This is a genomic window from Paraburkholderia sp. FT54 (assembly GCF_031585635.1).
Classification (GTDB): domain Bacteria; phylum Pseudomonadota; class Gammaproteobacteria; order Burkholderiales; family Burkholderiaceae; genus Paraburkholderia.
This window is the reverse complement of sequence record NZ_CP134195.1, coordinates 1,572,498-1,598,593: the sequence shown is the minus strand read 5'-3', so window position 1 is coordinate 1,598,593 and position 26,096 is coordinate 1,572,498. Positions and strand designations below refer to the sequence as shown.

Here is a 26,096-nt window from a genome sequence, read left to right as displayed (position 1 = left end):
TTGATCAGTGAACAATTGCAGTGTGAGAGAATTCTACCCAATAAACCCGCGCGATCCGCACGTCCGTTGCGCACAGTGTCGACGTGCGCGGCGCGCCGAACCGATCAGGAGATTCCATGGGCTTCCTCGCTGGCAAACGTATCCTGCTGACCGGCTTGTTGTCGAACCGTTCGATTGCCTACGGCATCGCGCAGGCCTGCAGGCGCGAAGGCGCCGAACTGGCATTCACCTATGTTGGCGAGCGCTTCAAGGACCGCATCACCGAGTTCGCGACCGAGTTCGGTAGCGACCTGGTGTTCCCCTGCGACGTTGCCGACGACGCGCAGATCGACGCCCTCTTCGCTTCGCTCAAGCAACGCTGGGACGGCCTCGACGGTCTCGTTCACTCGATCGGCTTTGCGCCGCGCGAGGCGATTGCCGGCGATTTCCTCGACGGCATGACGCGCGAAAATTTTCGCATCGCGCACGATATCTCCGCGTACAGTTTCCCGGCGCTCGCGAAGGCCGCGCAATCCATGTTCACGCCGGACGCGTCGTTGCTCACGCTGAGCTACCTCGGCGCCGAGCGCGCGATTCCGAACTACAACACCATGGGTCTCGCCAAGGCTTCGCTCGAAGCGAGCGTGCGTTATCTGGCGGTCTCACTCGGGGCGAAAGGCGTGCGCGTCAACGGCATTTCGGCGGGCCCGATCAAGACCCTCGCCGCGAGCGGCATCAAGGGCTTCGGCAAGATTCTCGAGTTCGTCGAACAGAACGCACCGCTCAGGCGCAACGTGACGATCGAACAGGTCGGCAACACGGCGGCGTTCCTGCTGTCGGATCTGGCGGCCGGCGTGACGGCGGAGATCGTGCACGTCGATAGCGGTTTTAATGCGGTAGTGGGCGGTATGGCCGCGGTGTCGGAGTGAGCGTGTCTTTCGCGTGAGCGGGCGGTGCTCAAGTCGCGCCGCTGCGTTTTGTGCGCGTGTCGTTGCAGAGGCCCAATAGAAAACCGCCCTGCCGGGCGGTTTTTCTTCGACTGCGTGATTCGATCTACTGCAGTCTGGACGCTTAGTGCCAGCCGCGGTGATTATCGTAATGGTCGTGGCCGTAGTTGTAATGGCCCGGGGGATGATGGCGATACCAGTCATCGCGCGCCCAGTAGCGGCGGCCGTCCCAGTAGCGGTCGCCATGCCAGCCGATCACGATTGCCGGGCCGCCGTAGTACACGGGGGCCGGTTGATAGACGACCGGCGGCGGAGGCGGCGGCGGCGGTGCATAAACCGGCGCCGGCGCGACGTAGACCGGTGCCGGAATGCCGATGTTGACACCAACATTGAGGCCGCCGGCCATTGCAGCACCCGACGCACCCAACGCGAAAATCCCAATCAGAAGTGGAACAAGACGAGCGGACTTCATCGATCACCCTTTAGAAGATGTGTTGTTGGCGGGAATATAGCGCAAGGCGTCGCTCCGCGTATTTCAACTTTGTAATAACTGATGCATAACATCGCCCGCACGACCGCGCGGTTACGTCTCGTTACATTGGACATGGTTTGGTGAAGAAGCGGCGGCTTGCCTGTTCAATCGGCAAGCGTAAATCTGACTCAGCAACGATCGATACGGGAGACGGTCACGCTTGGCCGCCAATACACGCCCTACTCCCAGATGGTCGGCGCGCTCTGGCCGAAGGGCGTGCTGACCGGCGCAACCGGCGCCCACCCAGACGATGTCGACGCGCTCGACACCACGCTGCGTTTCAACGATTCGGTTGCCTATCTGTGGCCGAACGTCGCGGGTCCGCAATTTAGCGCGCAATACGGCTTGTGGCGTGCCGGGAGACGTGGCCAATGGCGGCGATTTCAGCGCGGCGTTTCGCTACGACTACAAGCCGCTCGCGGTCGCAGCGGGGCTACGTGAAGCTGAAGGACATGGCGACGAGCGTGGTGCATGTTCGCCAGTCATATGCCGATCAGCAAGCTCGCCTGCGGCCTCGAACAGCTCCATCGCGCGTACTTCGAGGCGATAGCGCAATTCAGTCTTTCGGAACAGCGAATACTCTTGCATGACACGGCAGCGGCGATTTACAAGCTGAGCTAAATGTTGGTTGCAGTGGGCGGATGAGGTCCAACAGCGGCGGTCAATCGCGGAAACAAGAGCAAGGCATACTGACGTCGTGTCTTCACGCTCGAAGTCTGGTCGGGTCGTCGCCGGAATGACGAGGCAAGGCCCTATCAGTCTCGCGGCAAGTGGAAAGACACCGCAATTGCGACACCCCAAAAAACAAAACCCCGCAGAGCCTGAACTCTGCGGGGTTTGCCGCCACTGCTGGCGGAGACGGAGGGATTCGAACCCTCGATCCAGGTTTTGGCCCAGATGCTCCCTTAGCAGGGGAGTGCCTTCGACCTCTCGGCCACGTCTCCCAAACTTTCGGTCGCGCAGGGAGTCAGCGCGACGAAGCCAAGATAATAGCGGGCCGCACCGCGAAGGTCAATGTCTCGTGAACACTTTTTGTGCCAGTTTCGTCACTGACGACGCAATTCATTCACCTCGGCCACACAAAACAAACGGAGCGCTCCTGTCCACCCCGCTGTTCGAAGCAAATTACGCTTGATCCAGCTCGAAGGCCTTATGCAGCGCGCGCACGGCGAGCTCCATGTACTTCTCGTCGATCAGCACAGAGATCTTGATTTCGGACGTCGAGATCATCTGGATGTTGATGCCCTCTTCCGACAGCGTGCGGAACATCGTGCTCGCGATCCCGACGTGCGAGCGCATGCCGACACCGACCACCGAGACCTTCGACACCTTCGGATCGCCCAGCACCTGCTCGGCCTGCACATGACCCTTCACCTGGCCCGTGAGGATGTCCATGGCGTGCTGATAGTCGCCGCGGCCGACCGTGAATGTGAACGCCGTCTTGCCTTCCACGCTCTGGTTCTGGATGATCATGTCGACGTCGATATTCGCGTCCGCCACCGGGCCGAGAATCTGATACGCGATGCCCGGCTTGTCGGGCACACCCATCACGGCGATGCGAGCTTCGTCGCGCTGAAACGCGATGCCCGAGATGACTGCTTTTTCCATGGTCTCGTCTTCTTCAAAAGTAATCAGGGTGCCCGACTTCATTTCAGCGTCGAGCGGTATCAGCGGATCGGTCAGGCTCGACAACACGCGTGTCTTCACCTGATATTTGCCGGCGAATTCCACCGAGCGGATCTGCAGCACCTTCGAACCCAGGCTCGCCATTTCCAGCATTTCTTCGAACGTCACGCGATCGAGCCGGCGCGCTTCTTCCACTACGCGCGGGTCGGTCGTGTAGACCCCGTCGACGTCCGTGTAAATCAGGCATTCATCGGCCTTCAACGCAGCCGCGACCGCAACCGCCGAGGTATCCGAACCGCCACGGCCGAGCGTAGTGATGTGGCCGTCGGGATCGATGCCCTGGAAGCCGGTGATCACCACCACCCTGCCTGCGTCGAGATCGCGCAGCACGCGCTCACCGTCGATTTCGCTGATACGCGCTTTCGTGAACGCGCTATCCGTTTTGACCGGCACTTGCCAACCGGCGTAGCTGACCGCCTCGACGCCGGCTTCCTGCAGCGCGATGGCGAGCAGCCCCGAGCTGACCTGCTCGCCCGTGGCGGCGATCATGTCGAGTTCGCGCGGGCTCGGCTGGCTTGTGATTTCTTTCGCGAGACCGAGCAAGCGGTTGGTTTCGCCGGACATCGCCGACGGCACGACGACCATCTTGTGGCCAGCCTTGTGCCATTTCGCGACGCGCTTGGCGACGTTCTTGATGCGCTCGACCGAGCCCATCGAGGTGCCGCCGTATTTGTGTACGATGAGTGCCATTGTCGTTCTGAACTGGAGGAGAAACCGCGCTGGCGCGCTGGAGACGACCGCACAAAAGCACAGGAGCGCAGCGTCTTGTGAACGACGGCAGAGTGTGTGGCGGCGTAGATGCAGCACGCGTGCAGCACGCGCGGATTTGCCCGGGAATGATCGCTGATGGCTTACCGGAAACGACGGATCACGATCGCAAACCGACAACATTGACAAAAGCGACGGCGAAATCGGGTCGGGCAAACAAGTTAACGTACCCGATCGAGCGCAAAAAGACAAGCCGAAAAGGCCATCGAAACGCGCTGAATAACGGCTGCAAAGGCTTGTTTCATGCAAATTTGCGCCCTGTTTCCAGATTCACCGCTCAGGTAATCCAAGTGTCCGACCGGTCGGTCAGGCGATCAGCAAATCCTCGCGCCAGATGATCTTGACGCGCGATTCGCCCTCGTCGACCTGATCCGGCAACACTGCGCGATTGACCCCGAGCAAGGGCACGAACAGCAGATCGTCGCCGATGTAGAGCAGCGGCACGTCGCGTTTCCATGCGGGAATACCGCGCTCCTGAAACAGGTTTTTCAGCGTGCGGCTCGGCGCATTGCGCGCTTCGCTCGTGCGCATCCGTTCGCCGCCGCTGCGTGAACGTGCGCTCAACACAGCGCGTTGCAAGACGCCCGCGGGAATCGTGCCGGAGTCGCCTGCGGCCGCGCTCGCGTCGACGAATATGAAAGTGCCGCGCCATTGCGGCAAGCGCCAGATCGATTCGCCCTGCCACGCGAGTTCGCTGACCGCGCGCGCGGCGAGCGCGGTCTCGTCGGCGGGCTCGCTGCTGTCGCCTGTTTCCCAATACACGAGGCCGCGATAGCTGCGCAACGCATGACCCGCATGATCGATACGCAGGCCATGGCCCTCGCCTGCCGCGCCGATCTCGCGCAGCTGACGCAGCGCATCGCCAAGACGCGCGCTGGAGGCAGCGACAAGGCCCAACGTGCGCATCCAGTAGCGCATCAGGTTGAGCGCGCGGTCGTCGCCGAGCGCGAGCAATGCATCGTGCGATAGAGCGCGCCCTTCGTCGCGTGACGCTTCTCCCATATCGATGCGTGCAAGCGCATCGAGCAAACGCTGCGCCGACGCCGCGTGCGCCGCCGTGCGCGCGAGCGCATCGCGAAACCCGGGAAAGTGGACGGCCAGCGCCGGCGCCACCTCGTGGCGCAACGCATTGCGCGCGTAGCGTGTATCCGCGTTCGACTCGTCGTCGATCCAGCGCAACGCGCGCTCGCTCGCGTATTGCTCGAGTTGCGCGCGCAGCAGATGAAGCAAAGGCCGCACGCGCGTCGCCGACGCGCCCGCCGGCAAATACTCGGGCGCCATCGCGGCAAGGCCCGCGAGACCGGCGCCTCGGAGCAATTGCAACAGCACGGTTTCCGCCTGATCGTCCGCATGTTGCGCGAGCCACAGCGTGGCGATATCGCGCGACGCGCACATGCCGTCCAGCGCGCGATAACGCGCGTCGCGCGCGGCGGCCTCCACGCTCACACCCGCGTCACACGACACCTCGACGCGCTGTGCCGCAAACTCGACGCCACGCTCAAGCGCAAACGCCTCGCAATGCGCGAGCCACGCATCGGCATGAGCACTCAGCCCATGATGCACATGCAGCGCGATGCAACGCGAGGCGCCCGCGACACGCACCGCGGCATCGAGCAACACACTCGAATCCACGCCGCCACTGAACGCAATCGCAATACGCGAGTTAGCGGGAGATGTAGACAACGAAAAGCCGACCGCCTCGAGAACGAGGCGGTCGGCGGGCGTATCGGCGGTGGAAGTCACGTTGCTCGCGCGCTGGGCGCCGAACGACGAAAGAGAACGCGCGCGGGCTTAGGCACCCGGCGTCGTTTCCTTGAACTTGCCGTACGACATCAGCCGTTCGAAACGGCGTTGACGCAGGTCGTTGATGCTCATGCCCTGGAACTGGCGCAGCGAATCGGCGAGCGCACGGCGCAACATGGCGGCCATGCCCTTCGGATCGCGATGCGCGCCGCCCAGCGGCTCGTTGACGATCTTGTCGATCAGGCCGAGCGCCTTCAGGCGGTGCGCGGTCAGGCCGAGCGCTTCCGCGGCTTCCGGCGCTTTCGCGGCGCTCTTCCAGAGAATCGATGCGCAGCCTTCCGGCGAGATCACCGAATAGGTCGAGAATTGCAGCATCAGCACGCTGTCGCCAACTGCAATGGCCAACGCGCCGCCCGAACCGCCCTCGCCGATGATCGTCGCGATCAGCGGCGTTTTCAGTTCGGCCATCACATACAGATTGCGGCCGATCGCTTCCGACTGGCCGCGCTCTTCCGCGCCGATGCCCGGGTACGCGCCCGGCGTGTCGATGAACGTGAAAATCGGCAAGCCGAATTTTTCGGCGAGACGCATCAGACGTTCGGCCTTGCGATAGCCTTCCGGACGCGGCATGCCGAAGTTGCGCAGCGCGCGCTCCTTCGTGTCGCGGCCCTTCTGATGGCCGATCACCATGCATGCCTGGCCATTGAAACGCGCGAGGCCGCCGACGATCGACAGGTCGTCCGCGTAGTTGCGGTCGCCGTGCAGTTCGTGGAAATCGGTGAACAGCTCGTTCACGTAGTCGAACGTGTACGGGCGTTGCGGATGACGGGCGATTTGCGAAACCTGCCACGGCGTGAGGTTCGCGTACAGATCTTTGGTGAGCTGTTGACTCTTCTTGGACAGCCGCTCGATCTCTTCCGAAATATCGACGGCCGAATCGTCCTGCACGAAGCGCAATTCTTCGATCTTCGCTTCGAGTTCAGCGATCGGCTGCTCGAAATCCAGAAAGGTGGTCTTCATTGGTTGTAATCCTTGGACTTACCGGCAGCGCGTATTCTAACCGCGCGCGCCAATGTCAAAACCATCTCGCAACTATCAATTTTTAACATTAATAGCTTTTGAGATGGTCCCGTCTCTTCTTGTTCAGTAGTCGACCGGCAACGGGTCAAGACTACGCCACATATACCAGGTGGCGACAGTGCGCCACGGCTCCCAGTTGGCGGCGACCTCGCGCGCTTCGCTGCGCGTAACCGGTTCGCCGCTGAAGTAGTTGACGCTGATCGCGCGGATCAGGCCGAGGTCGTCGAGCGGCAGGACGTCGGGGCGCGAGAGGTTGAAGATCAGGAACATCTCCGCCGTCCAGCGGCCGATGCCGCGAATCTGCGTGAGTTCGGCGATCACCGCCTCGTCTTCCATCGACGTCCATTTGCCGACATGCAACGCACCCGACACGAAATGCTGCGCGAGATCGAGCACGTACTCGGCCTTACGCTTGGACAGTCCGCACGTGGTCAGCTTGTCCAGACCGAGCTTGATGAACTGCTGCGGCACCAGCTTCGGACAGGCGGCCTCGACCTTCGCCCAGGCGGCTTGTGCGGACGCAACCGAAATCTGCTGGCCGACCACTGAACGCGCGAGCGTGACGAACGGATCGCCGCGGCTCAGCAGATGCACCGGGCCGAACTTCGGAATCAGCTTCTTCAGAATGCGATCGCGCTTGACGAGATCGGCACACGCCTTGTCCCAATAGGCCGGACGCGTGACTTCAGGCGTAAGACCGCCGATCTGCACCGGCACCGCGACTTCGCTCGCGCTCGCAGCTTCGCCGCCCGTGGTTGCGGACGCGCGCGTCTTGCGCACGACTTCGCCTTCGTGCCCCTCACCCGTTACGCGGGCGAGCTCCTGCACGTCGCCGGCCAGTTCAGCCGGCAAGACGCCATTGCTCTTCGCACGCGACGCCTTCGCACGCTTCACGAGCGGCGCATGGGCCGACGCGCCGTTGAGCGCGCGCTGCACGGTGGTTTTTTTCGCTGCGCCCGCTGCGCTCTTGGCCGCCACCCCGGCGGCTTTCGACGATGCTTTCCCTACCGCGCCGCTGCCCGTGCGAGCCGACGTGCGTGTCGACTTTGCCGCGGTTGCTGCGTTTGTTTGAGACGCGGCTCGTTTAGCCGGCGTCTTCGTGGCCGTTGCCATCCTGCCTCCTGCCTGGCGAGTCGATCAAAGGGTAAGTCGAGGTGCGCTCACACGCGCCGCCACTCGGTCGACCCGCCGGGTTTGTCTTCAAGTGCAACGCCGGCCTCGAGCAATTCGGCCCGGATCCGGTCTGCTGCCGCATAGTCCTTCGCCTGCTTGGCGGCCACGCGCGCGGCGATCTTCGCTTCGATCGCGGCGGGCTCGAGTGCGCCAGCGGCTGCTGCCCCCGCTGCCTGCTGCAGATATGCACGCGGCTCGCGGCCGAGCAGTCCGATCACCGCGCCCAGCGAGCGCAATTGACGGGCCAGCGCGGCGTCGCGCGTGCGGTTCACTTCAGTTGCCAACTCGAACAACACCGACACTGCTACCGGCGTGTTGAAGTCGTCGTTCATTGCTGCCTGGAAACGCTGCGCATGCGCTTCGTTCCAGTCGATTCCGGCGTCGTCCGGCGTGACGTCCTTCAGTGCGGTGTACAAACGCGCGAGGGCGTTGCGGGCGTCGTCGATATGCACGTCGCTGTAGTTCAACGGCGAGCGGTAATGCGCGCGCGCGATAAAGAAGCGCACGACTTCGGCATCGTACTGCGCCAATACTTCGCGGATCGTAAAGAAGTTGTTCAACGACTTCGACATCTTCTCATTGTCGATCTGTACGTAGCCGTTGTGCATCCAGAAATTGACGAAGGTTTGACCGGTAGCAGCTTCACTTTGCGCTATTTCGTTTTCGTGGTGCGGAAACTGCAGGTCCTGGCCGCCGCCATGAATGTCGAAATGCTCGCCGAGCAACGTGCAGCCCATCGCCGAGCATTCGATATGCCAGCCGGGACGCCCACGTCCATATTTCGAATCCCAGCCTGTGTCGGCGGGCTCTTCCGGCTTGGCCTGTTTCCACAGCACGAAGTCGAGCGGGTCCTGCTTCGCGTCGTTCGCCGCGACGCGTTCGCCCGCGCGCAGATCTTCGAGCGACTTGCCCGAGAGCTTGCCGTAGTTCGCGAACTTGCGCACCGCATAGTTGACGTCGCCGTCGCTTGCCTGATAGGCGTAGCCGTTCGCTTCGAGCTGTTCGATCATGCCGAGCATCTGCGCAATGAAGTCAGTGGCGCGCGGCTCGAGGTCGGGCCGCTGGATGCCGAGCGCGTCCGCGTCTTCATGCAATGCGTTGATGAAGCGATCGGTCAGCGCTTTGATCGTTTCGCCGTTCTCCACTGCGCGCCGGATGATCTTGTCATCAATATCCGTGATATTGCGCACGTAGGTCACGTCGTAGCCGAGCGTGCGCAACCAGCGCTGCACGATGTCGAACACGACCATCACGCGCGCATGGCCGACGTGACAATAGTCGTACACGGTCATCCCGCAGACGTACATCCGCACGACGCCTTCTTGCAGCGGCACGAAAGTTTGCTTGTCACGCGCGAGCGTGTTGTAGATGCGCAGTGATTCCATAGAGAACGGTGCGTGGGCCGAAAGAAATCCGCAATGTGTTTCATGCGCGCCGCGCCCCGCGAACAGACGGCGGGTGCGTCGCATACAGCAAAACCGGTGCACCTGGTGCGGCGGTCAGGCTGCGATCAAGGCGGAGACGACCACGAGTGGCGAAAAGACAGTTTGCGGTTCGACGGAACGCGCAGACCTTTTGTTAGAATGGGTCGGAGTATAACATCCAGACCTGAGCCTATGAAACCTTCAAGCGGCCGCGCACGCAGCGCTGCGACCCTCGCCGCGGCGGCCTTCAGTGGCGTCACGCGCGGCATGAGCCGCGGTGTCGCTCCTGGCGTTGCCCGTCATGCCACGCGTGCCCTCACGTTGCGCGTCACCCTGGCCGTCGCCCTTGCGGCCGTGCCGGCCGCGGCCGCCTTTGCGCAAAAAGCCGCCACGCTGCCGCAAGGCCCCGCCGTGCGCGACAACACGCCGGAAATCGACGCGTCGATCGCGCAGAAAAACTGGGCGGCCTCGCTGACCCAGCTCGACGCGCGCATCGCCTCGAATCCGCGCGACGCGCAAGCCAGGTTCAAGCGCGGCACCGTGCTCGCCCACCTGAATCGCGACGACGAAGCCATCGCCGCGTTCATCGAGCTCACCCAGATGTACCCCGAGCTGCCCGAGCCGTATAACAACCTCGCCGCGCTTTACGCCAAGCAAGGCCATTATGCCGAAGCGCGCGCCGCGCTCGAAACGGCGACCAAGGTCAACCCGGGCTACGGCCTCGCGTACGAGAATCTCGGCGACCTGTATCTGCGCATGGCCAACGAGGCCTATCGTCGCGCGCAGAGCCTCGGCAAGGCGAGCCCCACCACCACGCAGCGTCTCGCGGACATTCAGAAAGTCATTGCGCCGGTCAAGACCCCGGCCCAGCCGAAACGGGCCGCCGCCCCGGAAGACGACTACACCGCCCGCGCCACCTCGAACATGACGCAGACGCCGAGCTTCCAGTACGGCGGCGCGAACGGCTCGCTCGCCATGCCACCTTACATGGCGCCGTCGAAGTAAAGCCATTACGTTTTCGCGCAATACGTTTTTTCCAACCCTGAGGATCTTCATGAAATGGTTGATGTTGGCGCTCGGCAGCGCCGCCCTGATCGCAAACGCCCCCGCATTTGCCCAGTCCGGTTCGCAAGCCGCGCATCCGTCCGTCCTCTTCAAGACATCGGAAGGCGACATCCGCGTCGAGTTGTATCCTGAGAAAGCGCCGAAGACGGTCGCCAACTTCCTCGACTACGTGAAGTCCGGCCAGTACAGCGGCACGATTTTTCATCGCGTGATTCGCGGCTTCATGATTCAGGGCGGCGGCTATACGCAGAGCTTTGCAGAGAAGCCGACGCGCGCGCCGATTCCGCTCGAAAGTCGTAACGGCCTGAAGAACATGGCGGGCACGCTTGCCATGGCGCGCACCAGCGATCCGAATTCGGCCACGGCGCAGTTCTTCATCAACACGGTCGACAATGCCGGCCTCGACTATCCGAATCCGGACGGCAACGGCTATGCGGTGTTCGGCAAGGTGACGAGCGGCATGGACGTCGTGAAGAAGATCGAAGGCACGCCCACCACCTCGCGCGGCCCGATGGGCGACGTGCCGCAAAAGGCGGTGGTGATCGAGTCGGCCACGGTCGTCGGCAAGTAATTGCAGCAAAGGCGAGCGCTGAAAGCGCGCGCGACATACCGCGCGCACGAGCCAGGCGTCAGCGCTCAATCCACGCCCCGGCGCGGCCCGGCGTCAGTTCATGACGACTCGCCGCGCCTTTTACCCACCCTGTTCATCAAAGGATTCCATCATGGTTGAACTGCATACGAACCACGGCGTCATCAAACTCGAACTGGACGCTGAGAAGGCGCCGAAGTCGGTTGAGAACTTCCTCAACTACGTGAAGGCCGGCCACTACGACAACACGGTGTTCCACCGCGTGATCGACGGCTTCATGATCCAGGGCGGCGGTTTCGAACCCGGCATGAAGCAGAAGCCGACGGCCGAGCCGATCACCAACGAAGCGAACAACGGTCTGAAGAACGTGAATGGCTCGGTCGCCATGGCACGCACGAACGACCCGCATTCGGCCACCGCGCAATTCTTCATCAACGTGAACGACAACGACTTCCTGAACCACTCGTCGCCCACGCCGCAGGGTTGGGGCTACGCCGTGTTCGGCAAGGTGGTCGAAGGCATGGACATCGTCGAGAAGATCAAGAAGGTCAAGACGGGTTCGAAGGGCTTCCATCAGGACGTGCCGGCGGACGACGTGGTGATCGAAAAGGCTGTGATCGTCGACTGAACGTGAACCAGGCATCGACTCGTTCGAACTGATATCAGGCACCTTCAATGCTGCAAGAAACGCCGCTGCGAAGCGTCGCCGCGGGCGTGCCTGGCGAGGGCAAACGCCCGCACGCCGCACGCCCGTTTTTTTTCCTCTCCGATATTCATCTGGGCGAGGCGATTCCGCGTACGGTCGCCGCGTTCGAGCATTTCATCCGCGTGACGGCCGAACAGGCCGATTCGGTTTTCATTCTCGGCGATCTGTTCGAGTACTGGATCGGCGACGACATGCTCGTCGAGCCGTTCGTCGCGCGCATGGCGGCGCTCCTGCATACGTTGTCCGAGCGCGGCATCGCGCTCTACATCATGCATGGCAACCGCGATTTTCTGCTGGGCAAGCGTTTCATGAAAGCGGCCGGCGCGATCTGGCTGCCCGATCCGTTCGTGATTACCGCGTTCGGCACACGTGTCGTGCTCGCGCATGGCGACGGCTTGTGCACGGCGGATCGCGGCTATCAAACGTTCCGGCGTTTTGCGCGCAACCGTTTCGCGCAGATGCTGTTTCTCGCGTGGCCGTTGCGCTGGCGTCAGAAGCTCGCCGAAAACATGCGCTCGAAAAGCGAGCAAGGCCGCTCGCGGCCGGTTTCGCCGAAGTACGACGTGACGGCGGCGGCCGTGGCCGCGTTATTCAAGTCGTCGAAAACCGCGACCATCATTCATGGACACACGCACCGGCCGGCGCGGCATTGCGAGCCGGGCGGCACGCGCTGGGTTCTGCCGGATTGGGATCTCGACCACGGCGAGCGGCGCGGTGGCTATTTGCGTATCGATGCCGAGGGGATTCGGGCGTTGCCGTTGGGTTGATGGCGGCATGGCGGTTGATCATGGGCTTGCCGCACTACTGAATGCACGTTGAGCCTGGCCCTCTCTTCGCGCCGCGTCTAGTATCCGCCCTCGCTAGCGCCAAGCGATTGACGTCGGCGCCTGCAGGAAGCGTCACCGCTCCGCCGCCGCCCCTTCCACCTTGCCTGCAATCGCGGCCGACAGGCGCCGCAAATCGAGCAACGCCGCATCCGCGCCTTGCAGCCCTTCCAGACTCGTGCCGAGCCGCTCCAGCGCGTCGACGATTTCGTCGATGCGCTTCGCTTGCGTGGCCGCGTGATCGATCAGGCCGTGAATGGCCAGCGACACCGGATCGTCCGCGTTCGGCGTGATGCCGTACGCGCAGAAGCCGCTGCTCCCGGCGGCGCGTTTTACGTCGCGCGCGGCACCGCTGGAACCCGCATCAGACGCGGTGGACGCCGCCTCGGAAACCACCGCGGCCGCCGCCGGCACGATGATCCGCGCCGGATTGCCCACCGCCGTGCCGCGCGCCGGCACGGGCTTGGTCACCACCGCGTTCGAACCGATCTTCGCGTCCGCGCCGATCGTGAAACCGCCGAGCACCTTCGCGCCCGCGCCGACGATCACGCCGCGCTCGAGCGTAGGATGCCGTTTCGCGCCGCGCGTGAGCGACGTGCCGCCGAGCGTCACGCCCTGATAGATCGTGCAGTCGTCGCCGACCTGCGCGGTCTCGCCGATCACCACGCCCATGCCGTGATCGATGAACACCCGCCGCCCGAGCGTCGCGCCGGGATGGATTTCGATGCCGGTCATGAAGCGCGCTATCTGCGAGACGAAACGCGCGAGCCAGCGGCGCCCGGCCCGCCAGCATGCATGCGCGAGCCGGTGCAGCACGAGCGCGTGCAGGCCCGGATAACACGTGAGGACTTCCCAGGCGCTGCGGGCGGCGGGGTCGCGCTCGCGGATCGTGGCGATGTCTTCGCGAAGTCTCGTGAACATGGCAGGGACTGTGTTGTGGGAGAAGGGGCCGCGCGCGACCTGGCGCGCGTGACGGCATGGCTTGCCGCATAGCACGGCGGCAGCTTTGCTTAGAACGTGTTGAGGATTGTAGGGGGATTGCGCGAAACCTGCCGGAAGCCCACGCTACCGGCGGGGTCGTCGCTGGTCGTCGCCGGTCGTCGCGAAAGCACGCAGCAACGGCGTGCTGCTCTCAGGACGCGTCGCCGTCCTTGTGGCTCGTCTTCAGCAGAATGTGTTTGGCTATGCCGCGCACGATATTCACCTCCTCGCGTTCGAGACCTGAGCGCGCAAAGAGACGCCGCAATCGCGACATCAGCTTCTTCGGATTCGCCGGATCGAGAAATTCGAGCGCGACCAGCGCGCTTTCCAGATGCGTGAACATGCTTTCGATTTCGTCGCTCGCGGCGCGCGCGCCAGCCGGCTCGCCCTGCCCCGCAGCCGCCTGAGACGCAGCTTGCGCCGCCGTTGTCACGCCGTCGACCGACAGATACGTCGTGCGCAACTCATACGCCAACACCTGCACGGCCTGCGCGAGATTGAGCGAGCTATAGGCCGGGTTGGCGGGAATATGCGCCAGCGCGCTGCAGCGCTCGACGTCCTCGTTCGACAAGCCGGTGCGCTCGTTGCCGAACACCAGCGCGATCTCGCCATGCACCGCCTGCTCGCGCGCGACGCCGGCCGCGGCACGCGGCGTCCATTGCGGCGGCCCGTATTCGCGCAGCCGCGCAGTCAGCGCGATCGACCAATGCACGCCGCTCAGGGCGTCGGCGAGGGTCGGCACGACGTGCGCGGACGCCAGTACGTCGTCGGCGCCGCTCGCCATGGCGACGGCTTCCGGATCGCTCTGCACGTGCGGCACGCGCGGCGACACCAGCACGAGCCGCGAGAAACCCATGGTTTTCAGCGCGCGCGCCGCGGCGCCCACGTTACCCGGATGACTCGGCTCGACGAGCACGAAGCGCGTCGAGGTGAAGCCGCCGCGCAGTTCGGCTACGTCAGGATCGGAAGAATGGTGGGTGTGGTCCACGATAAATTCTGCAAGCTAAAGACGGGTATGGTAGCGCCAACGCCGCAGCCGGTCCGAAATGGACGCGGATACGCATGCCAATGCGCTTGCCCAATGCCGGGCCGAGCCGCGTAAAACCTGGGCAGATTGCCCGCCCGTCCCGCGAACGCCGCCGCGGCGCCCGGACTCAGGTAAAATACCGAAATTCGCGTCCAGCTTTGCATGAGCGCCTCGTTCTTATCCAATTCGTCTCCGTCGGCGGAATGCGCACCGGTCCTGTACCGGGCGAGCGTTCCGTGCTGTTTCCGCGCCTTTCGAGGGCGCCCAATTAGCGCAGGTTAGCGCTCATTTACCGGCCAGCAGCCGTGCTGCCCCGGCACAAGGATCCAGTCTCATGCATCCCATGCTCAATATCGCTGTGAAGGCCGCGCGCCGCGCTTCACAGATCATCACCCGCGCGTCGCTCGATCTCGATCTCGTCCAGGTCAGCAAGAAACAGCACAACGATTTCGTCACGGAGGTCGACAAAGCGTCTGAAGCGGCGATCATCGACACGCTCAAGACCGCCTACCCCGATCACGCGATCCTCGCCGAAGAATCCGGCAAGTCCGATAACGAATCCGAATACCAGTGGATCATCGATCCGCTCGACGGCACCACCAATTTCATCCACGGCTTTCCGTACTATTGCGTGTCGATCGCGCTGGCTCATAAGGGCATCGTGACGCAGGCCGTAGTCTACGACCCGACCCGCAACGACCTGTTCACCGCTTCGCGCGGCCGTGGCGCATTCCTCAACGACCGCCGCATCCGCGTGGCCAAGCGCGACCGTCTGGCCGACGGCCTGATCGGCACCGGCTTCCCGTTCCGCGAAAAGGACGGCCTCGAAGCGTATGGCCGCCAGTTCGCTGAAATGACCCAAGCCTGCGCCGGCCTGCGCCGTCCGGGCGCCGCCGCGCTCGACCTGGCGAACGTTGCGGCCGGCCGCATGGACGGCTTCTTCGAACAAGGCCTCAATGCGTGGGACGTCGCCGCCGGCAGCCTGCTGGTCACGGAAGCTGGTGGCCTGGTTGGCAACTACACGGGCGATTCGGATTTCCTGCACGTCGGCGAAATCGTCGCGGGCAACGCGAAGGTCTACGCGCAGATGATCCCGATTCTGTCGCGCTACAGCCGCACGCGTCAGCAACCGGCTTAAGCCCTGCCGGCGTGACGCCGGTTGGGCACCGGCAAGCGGCATGTGAACAAGCGGCTTCGGCCGCTTTTTCGTTGGCGCGCCTGCATCCAGCGGGCGTTCGTGCTACAAAGCGAAATGCCGCGCCGGCGCACTCCATTGCCGGCTGCTTTTCGCGCGTTTTTTGCTGCGCCCTGCTTTGCGCCTGACTTGCGCGCAGCTTCCGACCGGCTTCATGAAAAAAGGCTTCTACACAATCATCGCGGCGCAGTTTGTTTCGTCGCTTGCAGATAATGCACTGTTGATCGCAGCCATCGCGCTGCTCTCCGTGATTCGCTCGGCCGCCTGGGTCACGCCGCTGCTGCAGATTTTCTTTACCGTGTCGTATGTGCTGCTCGCGCCGTTCGTCGGCGCGTTCGCCGACTCGATGCAAAAGCGGCACGTCATGTTCATCTCCAACGCGTTGAAGGCGAGCGGCTGCCTGATGATGATCGCGGGCGTTCATCCGATGATTGCATACGGCGTGGTCGGCTTCGGCGCGGCCGCATATTCGCCGGCCAAATACGGCATCCTCACGGAACTGCTGCCCGCGGAAAAACTCGTTCAGGCGAACGCGTGGCTCGAATCGGCCACCGTGCTGTCGACCATCGTCGGCACGATGGTGGGCGGCGCGCTGATCAGCACCTTCGCGGATAAGTTCGTCGCGCATGCGCATCTGCCGCTGATCCGCTCCTCCGCCGATCTCGCCATGTTCGCAACCATGGTGACTTATGCGATCGCCGCCGCGATCAACATTTTCATTCCCGACACCGGCGCGCGTTATGAGAACCGCCTGAGCGAACCGAAGAAACTGGTCGGCGACTTCTATCATTGCTTCAACGTGCTGTGGGCCGACAAACTCGCGCAGATCGCGCTGTGGGTGACCACCCTGATGTGGGGCGGCGCGGTCACGCTGCAATTGCTGGTGCTCAAATGGGCCAACGTGAATCTCGGGCTGTCGCTCTCGAAGGCGGCGGTCATGCAAGGCGTCACGGGGCTCGGCATCGCGGTCGGCGCCGCAGCCGCGGCCGCGCTGATTCCGTTGCGCAAATCGCTGCGCGTGTTGCCGGTCGGCATTCTGACCGGCGCGGTGGCGATCGCCATGGCGTTCTACAACAAGGATCTGTTCCCGCCGGGTTCAGGCATTCGCATCGGCACCTACGTGCTGCCGTTCTACATTCTGCTCGCCTATCCGCTGATGATCCTGCTCGGCGCGCTCTCGGGCTTTTTCATCGTGCCGATGAACGCGATTCTTCAGCATCGCGGCGCGACGCTGCTGTCCGCCGGGCATTCGATCGCGGTGCAAAATTTCAACCAGAATCTCGCCGTGCTGCTGATGCTCGGGGCCTACGCGCTGCTGCTCACGGCGAAGATGCCGGCGCAGTGGATCATCGTCGTGTTCGGCACCTTCATCACCTTCATGATGTGGCTGGCAAAACGGCGTAGCGCGGTGAATGAACGCACGGTGGATATGCGGGTCATGGTGGAAGAATGAAGTCTTCATGCGGGTGCAGCGGGCGCGGCGCGGTTTGTGCGAGATTTGCCGCCGTGGCGTAGGGCTGCAATGCGGATTGGCGGTTCGGATTGGCCGACTGGCCAGGGTCCGCTCGCCGCGCCGGCAGGTTAAACTCACGCCCTGAACAGCTAACGCAAGAAGATACCGAGGATGGGCATTCAAACCGCAGCGGCCAACGACGTCGCACAACACACGCCTATGATGCAGCAGTATCTGCGCATCAAGGCGGACCATCCGGGCACGCTGGTGTTCTACCGGATGGGCGACTTCTACGAACTCTTTTTCGACGACGCGGAAAAAGCGGCACGTCTGCTCGATCTGACACTCACGCAGCGTGGCGCGTCCGCGGGCAATCCGATCAAGATGGCCGGCGTGCCGCATCACGCGGTGGAACAGTATCTGGCGAAGCTGGTTAAGCTCGGCGAATCGGTCGCGATTTGCGAGCAGATCGGCGACCCCGCTACGTCGAAGGGTCCGGTCGAGCGCAAAGTGGTGCGCGTGGTCACGCCGGGCACGCTCACGGACGCCGCGCTGCTGTCCGACAAGAGCGACGTCTATCTGATGGCCATGTGCGTCGCGCATAACCGTCGCGGCGTCGCGACAAGCGTCGGCCTTGCGTGGCTGAATCTGGCGAGCGGCGCGTTGCGCCTCGCTGAAGTCGCGCCCGACCAGGTGGCGGCTGCGCTCGAGCGCATTCGTCCCGCGGAAATTCTGGTGGCCGACACGCCCAGCGACCCGGCGAGCTGGACGCCGCCGGTCAATGCGGGCGCCCTCACCCGCGTGCCGGTCTGGCACTTCGATGTCACCTCGGGCACGCAGCGCTTGTGCGATCAGCTGGAAGTGGCGGGCCTCGACGGCTTCGGCGCGCATTCGCTGACATGCGCATGCGGCGCGGCCGGCGCGTTGCTGCTGTATGCCGCCGCCACGCAAGGCCAGCAATTGCGTCACGTGCGCAGCCTGAAGGTCGAATACGAATCCGAATATATTGGCCTCGATCCCGCCACGCGCCGCAACCTCGAACTCACCGAAACCCTGCGCGGCACCGAATCGCCCACGCTGTGTTCGCTGCTCGATACCTGCTGCACGACCATGGGCAGCCGTCTGCTGCGTCACTGGCTACATCATCCGCCGCGCGAATCGGCGGTGGCGCAGGCGCGTCAGCAGGCCATCGGCGCATTGCTCGATGCGCCACCGGGCGCGAGCGTCGACGCGTTGCGCGGCGCGTTGCGGCAGATCTCGGACATCGAGCGGATCACCGGGCGTCTCGCGCTGCTGTCAGCACGGCCGCGCGATCTGTCGAGTCTGCGCGATACCTTCATTGCCTTGCCCGAGTTGCGAACGCAACTCGCCGCCGTCTCGCCGAATGCGGATTCGCTGGCACGCATCGACGCCTCGCTGGAACCGCCGCAAGCCTGCGTCGAGCTGCTCAAGCGCGCGGTCGCGCAGGAACCGTCGGCGATGGTGCGCGACGGCGGCGTGATCGCGCGCGGCTACGATGCGGAACTGGACGAGCTGCGGGATATTTCGGAGAACTGCGGGCAGTTCCTGATCGACCTCGAGACACGCGAGCGCGCGCGCACGGGCATCGGCAATCTGCGCGTCGAGTACAACAAGGTGCACGGCTTCTATATCGAAGTCACGCGCGGTCAAACCGACAAGGTGCCCGACGATTATCGCCGCCGCCAGACGCTGAAGAACGCCGAGCGCTACATCACGCCGGAACTGAAAACGTTCGAGGACAAGGCGCTCTCCGCGCAGGAACGCGCGCTCGCCCGCGAACGCTCGCTCTACGACGCGCTGCTGCAGGCGCTGCTGCCCTTCATCCCGGATTGTCAGCGGGTCGCTTCGGCGCTCGCCGAACTCGATCTGCTGGCGGCCTTCGGCGAGCGCGCCCGCGCGCTCGATTGGGTCGCGCCCACGTTCTCGGCGAACACCGGGATCGAAATCGAACAAGGACGGCACCCGGTGGTCGAGGCGCAGGTCGAGCAGTTCATCGCCAACGACTGCACGCTCACGCCCGATCGCAAACTGCTGCTGATCACCGGCCCGAACATGGGCGGTAAATCGACCTTCATGCGGCAGACCGCGCTGATCGCGCTACTCGCCTACGTGGGTAGCTACGTACCGGCGCGCCGCGCCGCCTTCGGGCCGATCGATCGCATCTTCACGCGCATCGGCGCAGCGGACGACCTCGCCGGCGGCCGCTCCACCTTCATGGTCGAGATGACCGAAGCCGCCGCGATCCTGAACGACGCCACGCCGCAAAGCCTCGTGTTGATGGACGAGATCGGCCGCGGCACGTCCACGTTCGACGGGCTCGCGCTGGCGTGGGCCATCGCGCGGCACCTGCTCGCGCACAATGGCTGCCATACGCTGTTTGCCACGCACTACTTCGAACTGACGCAGTTGCCGGCGGAATTTCCGCAGGCGGCCAACGTGCATCTGTCGGCGGTGGAACACGGGCATGGCATCGTGTTCCTGCACGCAGTCAGCGAAGGTCCGGCGAATCAGAGCTACGGTCTGCAGGTCGCGCAACTCGCTGGCGTGCCGAACGCGGTGATTCGCGCGGCGCGCAAGCATCTCGCGCATCTCGAACAGCAGTCCGCCGCGCAACCCGCGCCGCAACTCGATCTGTTCGCCGCCCCCATGCCGATGCTGCTCGAAGACGCCGACGACGAGCGCGACGATGCCAAGGCGGAATCGCCGGCGTCGCCCGCCATGCAGGCACTCGTCGAGCGTCTGCGCGGCATCGACCCGAACGATCTGCGGCCACGCGAAGCACTCGATCTGCTGTACGAACTGCACGAACTGGCCGCCGCGCCGGATGCGGATCATTGACGCACACAGGCCCTCGCAGCGCCCGCGCAAACTTCGCGCGGCGCTGAGCGTCGCCCTCACGCTTTCTAGCGGCTGCGTGCCGCTCGCGGGACTGTTCGCGGGGTTGTCAGCTTTCGCGCCGGCGGCCTACGCCGACGCGCCGCGCTACACCTTCGCGGTGATCGCCAACACAATGCAGAGCGCCGCCGACGAAGCGCCCACGCAGCGGCTGATCGAAGCAATCAGCCGCGAGCGCGACATGTCGTTCATCGTGTACGACGGTAATCTGAAGGGCGCGAAAGAGGCGTGCCGCGACGCGCTCTACGAGCGCCGCCACGCGCTGCTCGAAACGTCGCGACCCGCCCTGTTCTTCATTCCCGGCCAGCATGACTGGGCCGATTGCGGCACGGCCGAAGCCGGCGGCTTCGATCCGACCGAGCGGCTCGATCAGTTGCGTCAGACGCTCTTCGCCGACGCCACCTCGATGGGTCAAAACCCGATCGCATTGACGCGTGAAAGCGAAGTCTCGCGCTTTCGTCCCTATCGCGAGAATGTGCGCTGGCAAGTGGGCGATACGGTGTTCGTCGGCCTGAATGCGCCGAGTCCGAACAATCATTATCTGACTGCGGGCGGGCGCAACGGCGAATTCGAAGACCGCGTGATCGCCAATGCATTCTGGCTCGAACACGCCGGCGAGTATGCAAAACGCCGCGACGCGCGCGCGATCGTCGTGTTCATTCAAGGCGACCCGGACCCTGAGCGCTACGAACGGCCCGACCGTTTTGCGTGGCTACGTTTTGCGCGCAACACCCGCCGCGACGGTTTTCTGGAATTCAAACGCAGCCTCGTGAAGCTCGCGCAGACTTTCCGCGGACCCGTGCTGGTGATTCACTGCGACGACGAGCGCGCGAGTGCCGGCTTCGTGATCGATCAGCCGCTACGCAATGACAAAGGCATGCTGGTGACGAATCTCACGCGTGTCGCGCTCGCGCCGCATGATCGTCTCAACCAGTGGATTCAGGTGGATGCAGATCTCGGCAGGAAACCGCCGTTTCGCGTCAGCGTGCACGATGTACCGAGGCAAATGCCGATGCCCGCGGCGCAGCCCGTGGTGCCGCGCGATGAACCGGCCGCGTCGATGCCGGCTGTGCCGGCACTCGGGCCCGCGTCGGAATTGCCGCCGCTGTTGCAAACGCCTGGCGAGTCGCAACTGGATCAGCAACCGCGCATACCGGCGGATCAGGGAGGTGGTGGCTACGGGCCGGCCACGTCGACGCCGCCCATGTCAGCCTCGCAGCCGCGCACGCCGGGCGCTTCTTCAGGCGTGCCCGGCATGCCCGCAAGCTCAGTGCAGCGTGGGCCCTGACTTGTCTTCTTCGTCGTCCTCGTCGTCGTCGAGAACTTCGAGGCCGTCGGCGCCATGCGCGTGTTCGTGCTGGATTTCGTCTTCAGTCGCCGGACGCACGTCTTTGACGGTCAACGCAAAACGCAGCGCCATGCCGGCGAGCGGATGGTTGCCGTCGAGCACGACTTTGTCTTCCGCGACATCGGTCACCACGTAGACGAGCGAATCGAGATCCTCGTCGCCTTCTTCCGGCGTGCCTTCGAATTGCATGCCGACTTCGAGCGGTTCCGGGAAGCGATCACGCGGCTCGATCTTCACGAGATCGGGGTCGTACTCACCGAACGCGTCTTGCGGCTCAAGCTGGATCTGGGTCTCGAAACCGGCCTCGTGGCCGTCGAGCTCTTCCTCGATCTTGGGGAACGTGCCATCATAGCCGCCGTGCAGATAGACCATCGGCTCGTCGCTTTCTTCAATCAGATTGCCCTGCGCATCCGACAGCTTGTAAGCGACTGACACGACGGTGTTCTTTGCGATTTTCATTCGATTCTCCAGAATACAACTCACATTATACGATGCCCAAGCGGCCCACTGACCACCCGGCCGACGTAGCTTCGGCACGGAATTCATCGCCGGCTTCAAAGTCGGCTCTTCCGGTTCTCCCGCCCTCGCCAGACACGCCGACACCGCTGCTCGGCAATCTGACGCCGTCGCAATTCATGCGCCGCTACTGGCAGAAAAAGCCGCTGCTGATTCGCCAGGCGATCCCGAACGTCGAGGCGCCGCTCTCGCGCGACGAATTTTTCGAGCTGGCCGATCAGGACGAAGTCGAAGCACGTCTGATCACGCATTTCCGCAATAAATGGCAGCTGGAGCACGGGCCGTTTGCGCCTGACGAACTGCCTTCGGTGAAGCAGCGCGCATGGACGCTGCTCGTGCAAGGCGTGGATCTCCACGACGATCGCGCGCGCGCCTTGCTGGACCGCTTCCGCTTCGTGCCGGACGCGCGTCTCGATGACCTGATGATCTCGTATGCAAGCGACGGCGGCGGCGTGGGCCCCCACTTCGATTCCTACGATGTGTTTCTTTTGCAAGTAAAAGGCAAGCGGCGTTGGCGCATCAGCGCGCAGAAAGATCTGACACTGCAAGCCGGTTTGCCTTTGAAAGTTTTACAGAATTTCCAGCCCGAAGAGGAATGGCTGCTGGAGCCGGGCGACATGTTGTACCTGCCGCCGCACATCGCGCACGACGGCATCGCCGAAGGCGAATGCATGACCTGCTCGATCGGTTTTCGCGCGCCTTCCGTGGGCGAATTGACCGCGCAGTTCCTCTACCATCTGGCGGAACGCGGCGAGTCGGCGGGCCGGCCAGGCGCGCTTTATCGTGATCCGCAGCAGCCTGCCGTGGAGCGTCCGGCCGAGCTGCCCGCGGCGTTGGTCGAAAGGGTTGGCGCAATCCTTGCTGGCATCGAATGGAAAAAGCAGGATATTGCGTCGTTCCTTGGTACGTATCTCAGCGAACCGAAACCGAGTGTCGTCTATGATCCGCCGCAAAGGCCGCTTAATGAAGCACGTTTCATCGCTCAGGCATCGAAGTCAGGTATTCGGCTGGACCGCAAGACTAATTTGTTGTACAACCGCCGTTTTTTCTTCGTAAATGGAGAGGAAACGTCATTCGATAGCGCAAAAAAGTGGTTGTTTGACCTCGCAAATCACCGCTGTATGAGTGCGAAACGCTTTGTAACACTCTCACACGATTCGTCGGTGACAGCACGGCTACACGAGTGGTATTGTGCGGGCTGGATACAAGTGGGCGAGCTTGCGTAACTCTGCCTGCCTGCTATACCGTACAGTGAAATTTTGTATGAGAAAGACAACGTATTGACCCCGGATTTATGGATTGTCAGTACGAAAGTGCATATAATTTCCGCCCAAGCCGTAGGGAAGATTCGAGCTCGTCAAAAGAGCTTCTCCACCAGCGGCCCAGGTCGGTGTTGGAGCACATTACCGGTTTTATTTTGCGCTGTTGCTTACCTTTAAACCATAAAAGGACGTGATCATGAAGAAATCCCTCCTCGTAGCATCCCTGTTGGCAGCTGTGGCACTGGCTGCATGCAACAAGAGCAACGACCAAGCCGCTGCCCCGGCTAGCGACGCAGCTGCTGCTTCGGCACCGGCTGCTGCAGCTTCGGATTCGGCTGCTGCTGCTTCGGGTGCTGCTGCTGCTGCGAGCGACGCTGCTGCTTCGGCTACGACCGCTGCTTCGGACGCAGGCGCTGCTGCTTCGGACGCTGCCGCTTCGGCTGCTGCTCCGGCTTCGGGCGCAAGCCAGTAAGCTGTCGCATAGGGTTCGCCTCTGGGCGAAAACTGCACCGGGAAATCGTCGCGATTTCCCGGGCAGTAAAGCAAAACGCCACGGATTCACATCCGTGGCGTTTTGTCATTTAAGCGCCGCTTTTTATAGCGGCGTTGATTGATTCTAATCAGCCTGTTGCGCCGGTTTGGCGCTCTCTTCAAAAAACTCGCGCACCACCTCGATCTCGCGTGTACGTTTGAATGGCGGCAGGCTCTGCCAGATACGGCGCCCATACGGTTTGTCGACGAGGCGGGTGTCGCAGATCATCAGCACGCCGCGATCGGTCTCAGCGCGAATCAGACGGCCTGCGCCCTGCTTCAGCGTGATCACGGCCTGCGGCAACTGATGCACGGCGAATGGGCTCAAGCCTTTCTTGGTGAGCGCGTCGAGTCGCGCCGACAACACCGGATCGTCGGGCGGCGCAAACGGCAGCTTGTCGATCACCACCAGCGACAACGCGTCGCCACGCACGTCCACGCCTTCCCAGAAGCTCTGGCTACCCACCAGAATCGCATTGCCGTACGAGCGGAAGCGCTCCAGCAACTCGGTGCGGCTCGCATCGCCCTGCACGAGCAGCGGATAGTCCCAGCCGCGTGCTTCGATCGTGTCGCGCAGCTTGGCCGAGATGCGGTCCACCGCGCGCAGCGTCGTACACAACATGAACACGCCGCCGCCCGATGCTTCGATCGCCGGCAATGCGGCGTCGAACACGGCGTCGGTAAACATCGGCGACGACGGCTGTGGCAAATTACGCGGCACGTACAGCAGCCCTTGCGTTGGATAGTCGAAGGGACTGGGCAAGGTCATCGAGCGTTTCGCGTTGAGGCCCATCTGCGCGGCGTAGTGTGTGAAATCGCCACGCACCGACAGAGTCGCCGACGTGAAGATCCACGCGCGCGGCACACCGGCGCGCTGCTTCGCAAAGATCGGCGCGACCGACAGCGGCGTTTCGTGCAACTGCACCGTATGCGAGAAGACTTCGATCCAGCGCACCTTTTCATTCGGGTCGGCGCGCTCGGCTTTGCCGTCGACGGAGGCGGCGTCAGCGGCGTCGCGCTCGGTCTGCGTGGGTGGCGTGGTCCAGCCACCGAGCACGGCTTGCAATTCGCGTGCGCGCCGCAGACATGCGCCGATCGATTCGGCACGCTCGGCCTGACCCGCCAGCGCCGACGCGAGCGCATCGAGTTCGGTTTCAAGCGTCTCGAGCGCGGGGAATAACGGATGATCATCCGGCAACTGGCCGATCGACAAGCGCACCGTGTCTTCCTTGAAGGCAAGCCGCACATCGCGCGCGGCGCGCTCGAGCGTCGCGCCCAGCTTGACCCAGTCGACCGTTTCGCGAGCATGCCCTAAACCTTCGGCCACCGAATCGCGAGCGAGTTCGAGAAACTGCGTGGTCGAGAGCGTCTCGCCGAAGAACAGCGTGGCTGTCTCGGGCAGTTGATGCGCTTCGTCGAAGATGATCGTGTTGGCCGTGGGCAGCAACTCGGCCATGCCCGTATCGCGCAACATGATGTCGGCGAAAAACAGATGGTGATTCACCACCACGATATCGGCCTGCTGCGCCTCGCGGCGCGCCTGCATTACGAAGCAGTCCTTGTAATGCGGACACTCCTGGCCGAGACAGTTTTCGCGCGTGGACGTGACCATCGACCACACCGCGGCCGTTTCGGGCACGCTCGCGAGTTCGGCCTTGTCGCCGGTGCGCGTGATCTTGGCGAAACGCACGATATCCTGCAGATACGAGGTTTCCTGACGCGACGGCAGCCGGCCGTTATCCGCGGTGCGCTGCAGATAGTAGTGGCACAGGTAATTCGCGCGCCCCTTGAGCATGGCGACCGACACCGGCACCGCGAGCGCATCGCGCACGGTCGGAATGTCGCGCTGAAAGAGCTGATCCTGCAAATGCTTCGTGCCGGTGGAGACGATCACCTTGCCGCCCCACAGCATGGCTGGCACCAGATACGCATAGGTCTTGCCGGTGCCCGTGCCGGCTTCGACGATCAGCGTGTTTTCGCTGCCGTCGAGGCCGCCCGATTCGGCGCTTTCAGCGGCCTCGGCGGCGGCATCGGTACCTGCCCCCTGCAGACGCCGCGCCGGACGCTTCTGCGCCTCGAACATGGCCGGCTCGGGCACCGCGCGGCCCGACGCTTCCATGGCGGCGGCGACGGCGCGTGACATTTCGATCTGCGACGCGCGCGAGCGATACCCGTCGATCTGACGGGCCAGCAAACCATTGGCGGCGAAGATCTCGTCCAATTCGGCGATGCGGCGCGGATTGAGCGACGCGCTCAGTGCGGACGCGGCAGGACGCGGTGCCGGACTAGCGGCTCCGGATGCGTCGCCCGGCGTGGCACGGGATGAAGTTTCAAGCGGTGAATTCAAGGCA

General features: G+C 63.4%; 22 protein-coding genes, 1 tRNA gene and 1 pseudogene. 13 read left to right on the top strand and 11 right to left on the bottom strand.

Translation table 11 applies throughout. The features are described from left to right. The first annotated feature begins 116 nt into the window (after positions 1-116). Positions 117-908 (top strand): enoyl-ACP reductase FabI, encoded by a 792-nt coding sequence (gene fabI / locus RI103_RS07550; protein WP_310814732.1) that lies wholly within the window; start codon positions 117-119, stop codon positions 906-908. Between the two features lie 142 nt (positions 909-1,050). On the opposite strand, the gene RI103_RS07545 is transcribed toward fabI, so the two are convergent. Beyond that, positions 1,051-1,398, bottom strand: a complete 348-nt coding sequence (locus RI103_RS07545) for a hypothetical protein (RefSeq protein ID WP_310814731.1) — start codon at positions 1,396-1,398, stop codon at positions 1,051-1,053. Between the two features lie 187 nt (positions 1,399-1,585). On the opposite strand from RI103_RS07545, the pseudogene RI103_RS07540 reads away from it, so the two are divergent. Further along, positions 1,586-1,922 (top strand): annotated as a pseudogene (locus RI103_RS07540) (porin); the annotation flags it as partial. A gap of 7 nt (positions 1,923-1,929) precedes the next feature. Beyond that, positions 1,930-2,079, top strand: a complete 150-nt coding sequence (locus tag RI103_RS07535; protein ID WP_310815291.1) for a hypothetical protein — start codon at positions 1,930-1,932, stop codon at positions 2,077-2,079. Positions 2,080-2,308: 229 nt separating this feature from the next. Here the strand turns inward: RI103_RS07535 and RI103_RS07530 are convergent. From RI103_RS07530 to cysS, 6 genes are all read right to left on the bottom strand, one after another. Then, positions 2,309-2,402, bottom strand: a tRNA-Ser gene (locus RI103_RS07530). Positions 2,403-2,583: 181 nt separating this feature from the next. Beyond that, the gene (locus tag RI103_RS07525) at positions 2,584-3,834 is read right to left on the bottom strand and encodes an aspartate kinase (protein WP_310814729.1); all 1,251 of its coding nucleotides are present in this window, start codon (positions 3,832-3,834) and stop codon (positions 2,584-2,586) included. 384 nt (positions 3,835-4,218) lie between these two features. Further along, positions 4,219-5,655, bottom strand: coding sequence for a tRNA lysidine(34) synthetase TilS (tilS, locus tag RI103_RS07520; protein ID WP_310814727.1), 1,437 nt, complete (start codon positions 5,653-5,655; stop codon positions 4,219-4,221). A 48-nt stretch (positions 5,656-5,703) separates the two neighbouring features. Continuing rightward, positions 5,704-6,675 carry an acetyl-CoA carboxylase carboxyltransferase subunit alpha gene (locus RI103_RS07515; RefSeq protein ID WP_007181378.1) on the bottom strand — a complete coding sequence of 324 codons (972 nt, stop codon included), beginning with the start codon at positions 6,673-6,675 and terminating at the stop codon, positions 5,704-5,706. Positions 6,676-6,798: 123 nt separating this feature from the next. Continuing rightward, entirely contained in the window at positions 6,799-7,848 is a 1,050-nt protein-coding gene (locus tag RI103_RS07510; protein ID WP_310814725.1) for a DNA-3-methyladenine glycosylase, read from the bottom strand. Between the two features lie 47 nt (positions 7,849-7,895). After that, complete coding sequence (gene cysS, locus RI103_RS07505) at positions 7,896-9,293, bottom strand: cysteine--tRNA ligase (RefSeq protein WP_310814724.1); 1,398 nt, start codon at positions 9,291-9,293, stop codon at positions 7,896-7,898. A 231-nt stretch (positions 9,294-9,524) separates the two neighbouring features. Here cysS and RI103_RS07500 point away from each other — a divergent pair, with 231 nt between their 5' ends. From RI103_RS07500 to RI103_RS07485, 4 genes are all read left to right on the top strand, one after another. Next, positions 9,525-10,337, top strand: a complete 813-nt coding sequence (locus RI103_RS07500) for a tetratricopeptide repeat protein (protein WP_310814722.1) — start codon at positions 9,525-9,527, stop codon at positions 10,335-10,337. A 49-nt stretch (positions 10,338-10,386) separates the two neighbouring features. Beyond that, on the top strand, positions 10,387-10,968 hold the full coding sequence (locus tag RI103_RS07495; RefSeq protein ID WP_310814720.1) for a peptidylprolyl isomerase: 582 nt from the start codon (positions 10,387-10,389) through the stop codon (positions 10,966-10,968). A gap of 151 nt (positions 10,969-11,119) precedes the next feature. Beyond that, complete coding sequence (locus RI103_RS07490; protein WP_063496582.1) at positions 11,120-11,614, top strand: peptidylprolyl isomerase; 495 nt, start codon at positions 11,120-11,122, stop codon at positions 11,612-11,614. 47 nt (positions 11,615-11,661) lie between these two features. Next, positions 11,662-12,459: a UDP-2,3-diacylglucosamine diphosphatase gene (locus tag RI103_RS07485; RefSeq protein ID WP_310814719.1), complete on the top strand. Its 798-nt coding sequence runs from the start codon at positions 11,662-11,664 to the stop codon at positions 12,457-12,459. A 132-nt stretch (positions 12,460-12,591) separates the two neighbouring features. On the opposite strand, the gene cysE is transcribed toward RI103_RS07485, so the two are convergent. Both cysE and RI103_RS07475 read right to left on the bottom strand, forming a co-directional pair. Continuing rightward, positions 12,592-13,437, bottom strand: coding sequence for a serine O-acetyltransferase (gene cysE / locus RI103_RS07480; protein WP_310814718.1), 846 nt, complete (start codon positions 13,435-13,437; stop codon positions 12,592-12,594). A 211-nt stretch (positions 13,438-13,648) separates the two neighbouring features. Then, the gene (locus tag RI103_RS07475) at positions 13,649-14,485 is read right to left on the bottom strand and encodes an RNA methyltransferase (RefSeq protein WP_310814717.1); all 837 of its coding nucleotides are present in this window, start codon (positions 14,483-14,485) and stop codon (positions 13,649-13,651) included. 373 nt (positions 14,486-14,858) lie between these two features. On the opposite strand from RI103_RS07475, the gene RI103_RS07470 reads away from it, so the two are divergent. From RI103_RS07470 to RI103_RS07455, 4 genes are all read left to right on the top strand, one after another. Then, on the top strand, positions 14,859-15,662 hold the full coding sequence (locus RI103_RS07470) for an inositol monophosphatase family protein (protein WP_310814716.1): 804 nt from the start codon (positions 14,859-14,861) through the stop codon (positions 15,660-15,662). 211 nt (positions 15,663-15,873) lie between these two features. Beyond that, entirely contained in the window at positions 15,874-17,172 is a 1,299-nt protein-coding gene (gene lplT, locus RI103_RS07465; protein WP_310814715.1) for a lysophospholipid transporter LplT, read from the top strand. Positions 17,173-17,343: 171 nt separating this feature from the next. Then, complete coding sequence (gene mutS, locus RI103_RS07460) at positions 17,344-20,031, top strand: DNA mismatch repair protein MutS (protein WP_310814714.1); 2,688 nt, start codon at positions 17,344-17,346, stop codon at positions 20,029-20,031. Beyond that, the gene (locus tag RI103_RS07455; RefSeq protein WP_310814713.1) at positions 20,018-21,376 is read left to right on the top strand and encodes a hypothetical protein; all 1,359 of its coding nucleotides are present in this window, start codon (positions 20,018-20,020) and stop codon (positions 21,374-21,376) included. The genes mutS and RI103_RS07455 overlap by 14 nt, the downstream gene beginning before the upstream one ends. On the opposite strand, the gene RI103_RS07450 is transcribed toward RI103_RS07455, so the two are convergent. Beyond that, positions 21,356-21,895, bottom strand: a complete 540-nt coding sequence (locus RI103_RS07450) for a peptidylprolyl isomerase (RefSeq protein ID WP_011488927.1) — start codon at positions 21,893-21,895, stop codon at positions 21,356-21,358. The two genes, RI103_RS07455 and RI103_RS07450, sit on opposite strands and share 21 nt — an antisense overlap. Before the next feature lie 32 nt (positions 21,896-21,927). Between RI103_RS07450 and RI103_RS07445 the strand changes: the two genes are divergently transcribed. Together RI103_RS07445 and RI103_RS07440 are read left to right on the top strand one after the other, a co-directional pair. After that, positions 21,928-23,178: a cupin domain-containing protein gene (locus tag RI103_RS07445; protein WP_310814712.1), complete on the top strand. Its 1,251-nt coding sequence runs from the start codon at positions 21,928-21,930 to the stop codon at positions 23,176-23,178. 232 nt (positions 23,179-23,410) lie between these two features. Further along, complete coding sequence (locus RI103_RS07440) at positions 23,411-23,686, top strand: hypothetical protein (RefSeq protein ID WP_083772052.1); 276 nt, start codon at positions 23,411-23,413, stop codon at positions 23,684-23,686. 144 nt (positions 23,687-23,830) lie between these two features. On the opposite strand, the gene RI103_RS07435 is transcribed toward RI103_RS07440, so the two are convergent. Then, positions 23,831-26,092, bottom strand: a complete 2,262-nt coding sequence (locus RI103_RS07435) for an ATP-dependent DNA helicase (RefSeq protein ID WP_310814711.1) — start codon at positions 26,090-26,092, stop codon at positions 23,831-23,833. Positions 26,093-26,096: the final 4 nt, after the last annotated feature.